The sequence below is a fragment of the Kaarinaea lacus genome (assembly GCF_975902315.1).
The window spans coordinates 1-6696 of the sequence record NZ_CDLKIE010000227.1; the positions used below are offsets into that span (position 1 = coordinate 1).

The following is a 6696-nucleotide window of genomic DNA, read 5'->3' on the forward strand; positions in this document are numbered from 1 at the left end:
CAAATATCGCCAATCCCCCTTGTGCTCATGTACAGTAAAGACGATGAAATCATCGAGACGTACCACGCCAAAACACTCATGGCGGCAGCAAAAATGCCGAAGGAATTAATAGTCCTGGAAGGCACGCACAACCGGATTTTTAGCTATGATGACAACAAAAAAGCGCTGCTAGAATCCCTCAAGAGCCTGGAAAATACCCGTCAGTGACAGAGAATCCCGCTTCAACCGAAGCGATAAAAAATTGCAGCGGCACTCCATATCGTGAATAGTCAGGACAAATTGCTTTGTGTTATCCTTGCCACCGCCAATTGCCCACCAGAGGCCAAAACGGGCCCTCTGACAATCATTATGAAAGGAAACCTCGGATTTACCCTGGTAAACGAAGCTCCTGGTGCAATGGCAGGATTGTATCGGCGCCGACCACAGTGAATTTTGCCCATTGGGCAGCAACGCCGGCGGCATAATCCTAAAAAAAACATTATGAATCAACGGTTCAATGGTGCCTCATATCGGTCCCCTCGCAACGAGAAACTGTGAACCCCGTCAGGCCCGGAAGGGAGCAGCGGCAGCAGTGGCTTCGTGTGCCGGGGTGTGGCTGGTATGAGTCACCACCCAATTGCCATATCGCTATTGCACCAATGACAGAGCCAGTGCGATCATACAACTTCCTGAAATCTGAAATATAACGAACAATACGCATCCGTTTAATGAGTTATCAAGTACTGGCAAGAAAATGGCGCCCACGCAATTTTAGCGAACTGGCGGGCCAGGAGCATGTACAACGCGCGTTAATTAACGCGCTGGAAAGCGATCGCCTGCACCACGCCTTTTTGTTTACCGGCACACGAGGCGTTGGAAAAACCACCATTGCTCGGATTCTCGCCAAATCACTTAACTGCGAAAAAGGAATTTCGGCGACTCCCTGCGGCGAATGTAGCGCCTGCAGGGAAATTAATGAAGGCCGGTTTGTTGATTTAATTGAAGTCGATGCTGCATCCAAAACCAAAGTCGAAGACACCCGTGATTTACTGGAAAACGTGCAATATGTACCGACGCGCGGGCGTTATAAAGTTTACCTGATCGATGAAGTTCACATGCTGTCGACCCATAGTTTTAACGCGTTATTGAAAACGCTGGAAGAACCACCGCCGCATGTGAAATTTCTGTTAGCAACCACAGACCCGCAAAAACTGCCGGTTACTATTTTGTCCCGCTGTTTGCAGTTTAATTTAAAGCGCCTGCCCCCAGATCTGATTGCGGAACATCTGGAAAAAATCCTGCACCAGGAAAATTTAAACTTTGAGCACACTGCGATAACACTTATTGCGGAAGCCGCTGATGGCAGTATGCGCGATGCCCTGAGTTTACTCGACCAGGCCATTGCCTATGGTGGCGGCGAACTCAAGGAAACTGAAGTCCGCACCATGCTGGGTACCGTAGATAAAACTCACGTTTTCGAACTACTGCAAGCCCTCGCCAATCGTGATTCAGCAAACTTATTAAGTAACATTGAACAATTGGCATCACACTCAGCAGATTTCGAAAGTGTGTTAAATGAAATATTAAGCCTGCTACATCGTATCGCACTAACCCAGATTGCACCTGACGCGATAGACGAACAGGCACCCGAGAAAGCACAAACAACACAACTGGCAGAGTCCATCTCGGCTGAGGACACCCAGCTTTATTATCAAATCGGCTTGCTTGGTAAGCGCGACTTACCCCTGGCACCCAATTCAAAATTGGGGTTTGAAATGGTCATGCTGCGTATGCTGGCTTTTCAACCTGTCACTCGCAATGCTGAGCAAAAACCAATAGCAGCAAAGCCCCGTACAACAGCGCAACCTGCGCAATCAACACCGGAAGCAGGCGCTCAAACACCGCCACCTCAAACGCAACAAACAAAATCTCAGCACCTTGAAGCAATCAGTAAGACACTTGGCTCCACATCGCCTAAAAAAAAACTGAGCAGCAAGGACGGTAATAACACTATTCCCGGCAACAAAGGTTCAGACAACAAAGGTTCAGACAACAAACCAGCCGCCGTCGAAATCGAAGTCACAGCAGCGACAGGTTCACCGAAAGATCGTTATACGCCATTACCCATCGATGAAAATGACTGGGAATCACTCATTGAAAACCTGTCTTTAACCGGTGTTCCATTGCAACTCGCTAAAAACTGCGCATTATTAAATTGCCAGGACGAACTTATTGAGCTGGCATTGTCTGAATCTCATAAGCAGTTTCACAGCAAACAAAGGGAAGAAATTCTCCAGCAAGCCCTTGAAGCAAGTACCGGTAAAAAACTAAAGCTTACCATCAACTTTAAAGACAAAGTTGATGGCACTCCGTCCTTACGGGAACAACAACGAATTCGTGATCGCCAGGCAGCAGCCGAAAATGACATTTATACTGACAATAATGTGAAGACCATCGTTGAGACATTTGATGGTCGAATATCCACGAAATCGATCCGTCCGGTTGATTAATTCGGGACGATCCGTCGGAAGCTAAGGTATAATAAGCGACACGCGAGCAATCGATAAACTAACGAAATAGAGGAACAGATGATGAAAGGCGGCCTTGGAAAATTAATGAAGCAAGCCCAGGAAATGCAGGCCAATATGCAAAAAGCCCAGGAAGAATTGGCAAATACACAATTTACCGGCCAATCCGGCGGCGGACTGGTTAGTGTCGTAATGAATGGCAGACATGATGTTACTAAGGTAAGTATCGATGACAGCTTATTGAGTGACGACAAGGACATGCTGGAAGATCTAATTGCAGCGGCTGTCAATGATGCCGTGCGAAGCATTGAAAAGAAATCCAAAGAAACCATGTCTTCAATGACGCAAGGTTTGCCGATCCCCGGCGATTTTAAACTCCCATTCTAAGGCGAATAATACCCAGTGCAATTTAGTCCACTTATCAATCGCCTTATTGAGGACTTGCGCTGCTTGCCCGGAGTTGGCCCCAAGTCTGCGCAACGTATGGCCTTTCACTTACTCGAACACAATCGCGATGCGGCCAAACAATTAGCCCATACGCTCCTGGAAGCCGTTGAGAATATCGGACATTGTCAATCCTGTCGCACCCTGACCGAAGCCACGATATGCAATATATGCAGCAATGTTAAACGAGACCAGGGCAAACTTTGCATTGTCGAGACACCTGCTGATGTCAATGCTATCGAACAGGCCACTGACTATAATGGTCTTTACTTTGTGTTGATGGGACATTTATCTCCCCTCGACGGCATCGGTCCCACTGAAATTGGGCTTGATATACTAGAAAAACGCATCAAGGAAGGCGCAATTGAAGAAGTAATTCTTGCCACTAATCCGACCGTCGAAGGTGAAGCAACCGCTCATTATATTAGCGAGATCGTCAAAGCTTGCGGAATCAAACCCACACGCATCGCTCACGGTGTTCCTGTTGGTGGAGAGTTAGAGTATGTTGACGGCGGAACACTATCACATGCATTCAGTGGCAGAAGAGAATTATAACGACACCTTATATCCAAATATCATTTCATTAATTACCCTCCCCGGTTTTTACAGCTCGTTTTCCTACCTGGCAATCGCTACAGCAATAAATCAACAAAAGCAGCTAAGTATTTGATAAATTATGCTGCTTATTATATTTACTAGCCTTCTAAACCCAAACATAACGTCGTTTTGTGAACTGCGTCACAAAATTACTAGCAGGTAAATTGAGTAAGTCACCCATAATCAACAATAACCGTCTGCACTCACAACTTCTCGGTCTATTAATTACGACAAGCGTGCTAAAGGTTTGCTATACAGCGCCGAATAGCATTCAACTGTTTAGGTTTCGTTCATTAACAATGATGGTTATACCAATCTCTGGGGCGTAAGGAACTGAAATGTACGATAATTTACATGCACGTGTGCACGACGAACTAGTAACTCAATATGCACCGCTAGTTAAGCGAATTGCTTATCACTTAAAAGCGCGCTTACCTGCAACTGTCATTGTTGATGATTTATTACAGGCTGGCATGGTCGGACTACTTGAAGCATCGCGAAAGTATGATTCCGAACAGGGCGCAAGTTTTGAAACCTACGCCGGTATCCGTATTCGCGGAGCCATGCTTGATGAATTGCGTCGCAATGACTGGGCACCCAAATCGGTTCACCGTAAAGTTCGTGACATAACTGAAGCGATACGTGAAATTGAAAATCGTGTAGGTCGAGATGCCCGTGATGAGGAAGTTATCAAGTCTCTGAATATCTCTAAAGACGAATATTACAAAACACTGCAAAATATATCATCACATAAGGTGATGAGCTGGGATGATTTGGGCATCGATGAAGACGCCATTCGCAGCACGGTAAGCGACCAGAAACCCGGTTTACAGGAAGAACTGGAAAAACACAATTTTAATGAAAAGCTGACAGAAGCAATTGCGTCATTGCCAGAACGTGAAAAAATGATTGTTGCGCTGTATTATGAATCGGAACTGAATTTGCGTGAAATCGGTTCAGTACTCAACGTCAGCGAATCACGCATAAGTCAATTATTAAGTCAAGCTCACCTGCGTTTACGCGCCAGAATGGAAGAATGGATTAAGGATGACGCCTAGCCCCAAAAAATGATACTTTAATATCCATGGGCAAATTCATACGACATCCAAAAAATCTCACTTTTGTGCATGAAGGCAATTATGTCAAGATACGTCGCGTAATTCCTTTTATTCAATCCATGCACAGCGATGCCATCATCTGGGCACGCACACCCGCCCATCGCGTAGAAATAAAAATTCTGGAAATCACTCCCTACACTACGATGTTCTCCTTTAACATCAGTTATGTTGGCGAACAAAAGTGGTTACCCCAGATTCATCTTACGGTACGCTGCTACCACGATGCCCGAGTTGCCGAGGTGGTAAATTTCCAGCATCACAAGCATTTTCATTCTCGCTATTCATACCCGAACCCGAATATGTACCAGAAAAATGAAAAACAGCAAATCAATCGGTTCCTGGGTGAATGGTTAGATTATTGTTTGAAGACTCGCTGCGCTTTCCAGCCGAGTGAAGTACCTATTAACGCCTAATTCGCGCAACTATTACCCTGTCCACCCTGTCTTCCAGTTCCTCGTCAAACGTGCTCCATCGAAACATGTTAAATGTTGCTTTGATTAATTGTTTTTATAGTGAATTCCGAAGTGTTTGGTAAAAACAAATCCACTATCCTGGAAAATATATCCACAACCATAATAAGTAATTAAGATTTTCTGTATTAGCATCATAAAGTTATGGATCCACAGTCGCCATATCGGTTTTTTCCCCTTAAAAATGTGAATTGGTTAAAGAATTTACAATTTCATACCGATAATTTTCTAAAGCAGAACCAATTAGTAATAATCAACAAAAGGCGTAGAGGATGATGTTAAGGAATCTTGTTTTATTAATTTGCGTTTTATTGCCGATGTCTACCCTTGCCTATCAAGACGACTATGTCTGGCAGGAGAAATTCAAGCAGGCCATGCCCAAAGCTCAAGCGGGTGACGCGGAAGCTCAATATGATATCGGTGGCATGTATGAAAAAGGCAATGGTGTAGCGAAAGACACCAGCAAAGCATTTGACTGGTATGTAAAAGCCGCCAAACAAGGCAACGACAAAGCAGCCTATAAAGTCGGATTCAGCTATTTACGGGGCAAAGGCGTATCAAAAAACTATGACAAAGCCCTGAAATGGCTCAATGTAGCAGCTGAACACAACAATGTGCGAGCTTACTACTTCCTGGGAACCATGTACGAAAAAGGAAAAGGCGTACCAGAAAATATGGACAAGGCACTGCGCTGGTACACCCGCGCATCAAAAGGTGGATACGCGGTTGCTGAAGAACGCGTTATCGAAGTAAAAGCCGCGCTGAAGATGGAAGAACAACAATTACTGGCCGAAATTGAGCGTAAAAAGCGTTTGAAGCGCCAAAAAGTCGCGATGACTCGCAACCCGGAACCTAAGATGAAAGCTAAACCTGATATCAAAAAGGTATTGCTGGCTGGCGGCTGGGCCAAGAAAAATAAACCCGCGGAATATTTGCCATCCAAGCTGACGAATTGCAAAGACAAGGGTAGGACCATTGAGTGTATTTCCAAGGAAGTAACCCGCAATATTGGAATGGCGGATATCAGTTACACCACTAAAGCTGTTGTCTACAGCATCAAGGAGAGCGGTGATTTCAAAGTCTCCTATCGCAACAATGTTGTAGATATTAAAGTGACCGATCCGGAATTCGTTGAATCAGGTGGTAAAGTGCCTGTGAAGCTGGGCTGGCAGGATGCGGAACACAAACTGGCCTGTGCCGTTGAAAACAATAAACAGGTTAAATGCAAGAAAAACAAATTACGCAGCTTAACTTTCAATCGCAAGTAATACAGTCGCAAGTAAAACACGATTAACCAGTTAGCAATCTGTGGATTAGAAAAAACACCCTTCCCTTCACCATGAAGGAAAGGGTATTTTTTTGCGGCGGTGGAAAACTGTTACGAATAGGCATGTACTGCCCAGACATGGGCCAGCGAGCAAAGTAAAAGTAAATACATGATCGGCGCATGGAAGAAACGCCATTTACTCAACAGCTGTTCACACGATCTCACCAGCGAAACATCCATTAAAGTATTAATGTATTGCTTCAGGTATTGTTTTTCACTCGTTATCGTCATAG

8 protein-coding genes and 1 other RNA gene are annotated in these 6696 nt (G+C 44.9%); 8 read left to right on the plus strand and 1 reads right to left on the minus strand.

Going from position 1 to position 6696, the window contains the following annotated elements:
* The 8 genes from ACWVCM_RS06735 to ACWVCM_RS06770 all read left to right on the plus strand — a co-directional run.
* A partial coding sequence (locus ACWVCM_RS06735; RefSeq protein ID WP_455200962.1) for a hypothetical protein occupies positions 1-207 on the plus strand: 207 nt, incomplete at its 5' end.
* 300 nt (positions 208-507) lie between these two features.
* An RNA gene (gene ffs / locus ACWVCM_RS06740) (signal recognition particle sRNA small type) lies at positions 508-604 on the plus strand.
* Between the two features lie 103 nt (positions 605-707).
* The gene (dnaX, locus tag ACWVCM_RS06745; protein WP_455200963.1) at positions 708-2489 is read left to right on the plus strand and encodes a DNA polymerase III subunit gamma/tau; all 1782 of its coding nucleotides are present in this window, start codon (positions 708-710) and stop codon (positions 2487-2489) included.
* Positions 2490-2567: 78 nt separating this feature from the next.
* Complete coding sequence (locus tag ACWVCM_RS06750) at positions 2568-2894, plus strand: YbaB/EbfC family nucleoid-associated protein (protein WP_455200964.1); 327 nt, start codon at positions 2568-2570, stop codon at positions 2892-2894.
* Positions 2895-2909: 15 nt separating this feature from the next.
* On the plus strand, positions 2910-3506 hold the full coding sequence (gene recR / locus ACWVCM_RS06755; RefSeq protein WP_455200965.1) for a recombination mediator RecR: 597 nt from the start codon (positions 2910-2912) through the stop codon (positions 3504-3506).
* Between the two features lie 380 nt (positions 3507-3886).
* Positions 3887-4606, plus strand: coding sequence for an RNA polymerase sigma factor FliA (locus ACWVCM_RS06760; RefSeq protein WP_455200966.1), 720 nt, complete (start codon positions 3887-3889; stop codon positions 4604-4606).
* Positions 4607-4632: 26 nt separating this feature from the next.
* Entirely contained in the window at positions 4633-5079 is a 447-nt protein-coding gene (locus ACWVCM_RS06765) for a DUF1249 domain-containing protein (protein ID WP_455200967.1), read from the plus strand.
* A gap of 374 nt (positions 5080-5453) precedes the next feature.
* Complete coding sequence (locus ACWVCM_RS06770) at positions 5454-6404, plus strand: tetratricopeptide repeat protein (RefSeq protein WP_455200968.1); 951 nt, start codon at positions 5454-5456, stop codon at positions 6402-6404.
* Positions 6405-6514: 110 nt separating this feature from the next.
* Here the strand turns inward: ACWVCM_RS06770 and ACWVCM_RS06775 are convergent.
* A partial coding sequence (locus tag ACWVCM_RS06775) for a hypothetical protein (protein ID WP_455200969.1) occupies positions 6515-6696 on the minus strand: 182 nt, incomplete at its 5' end.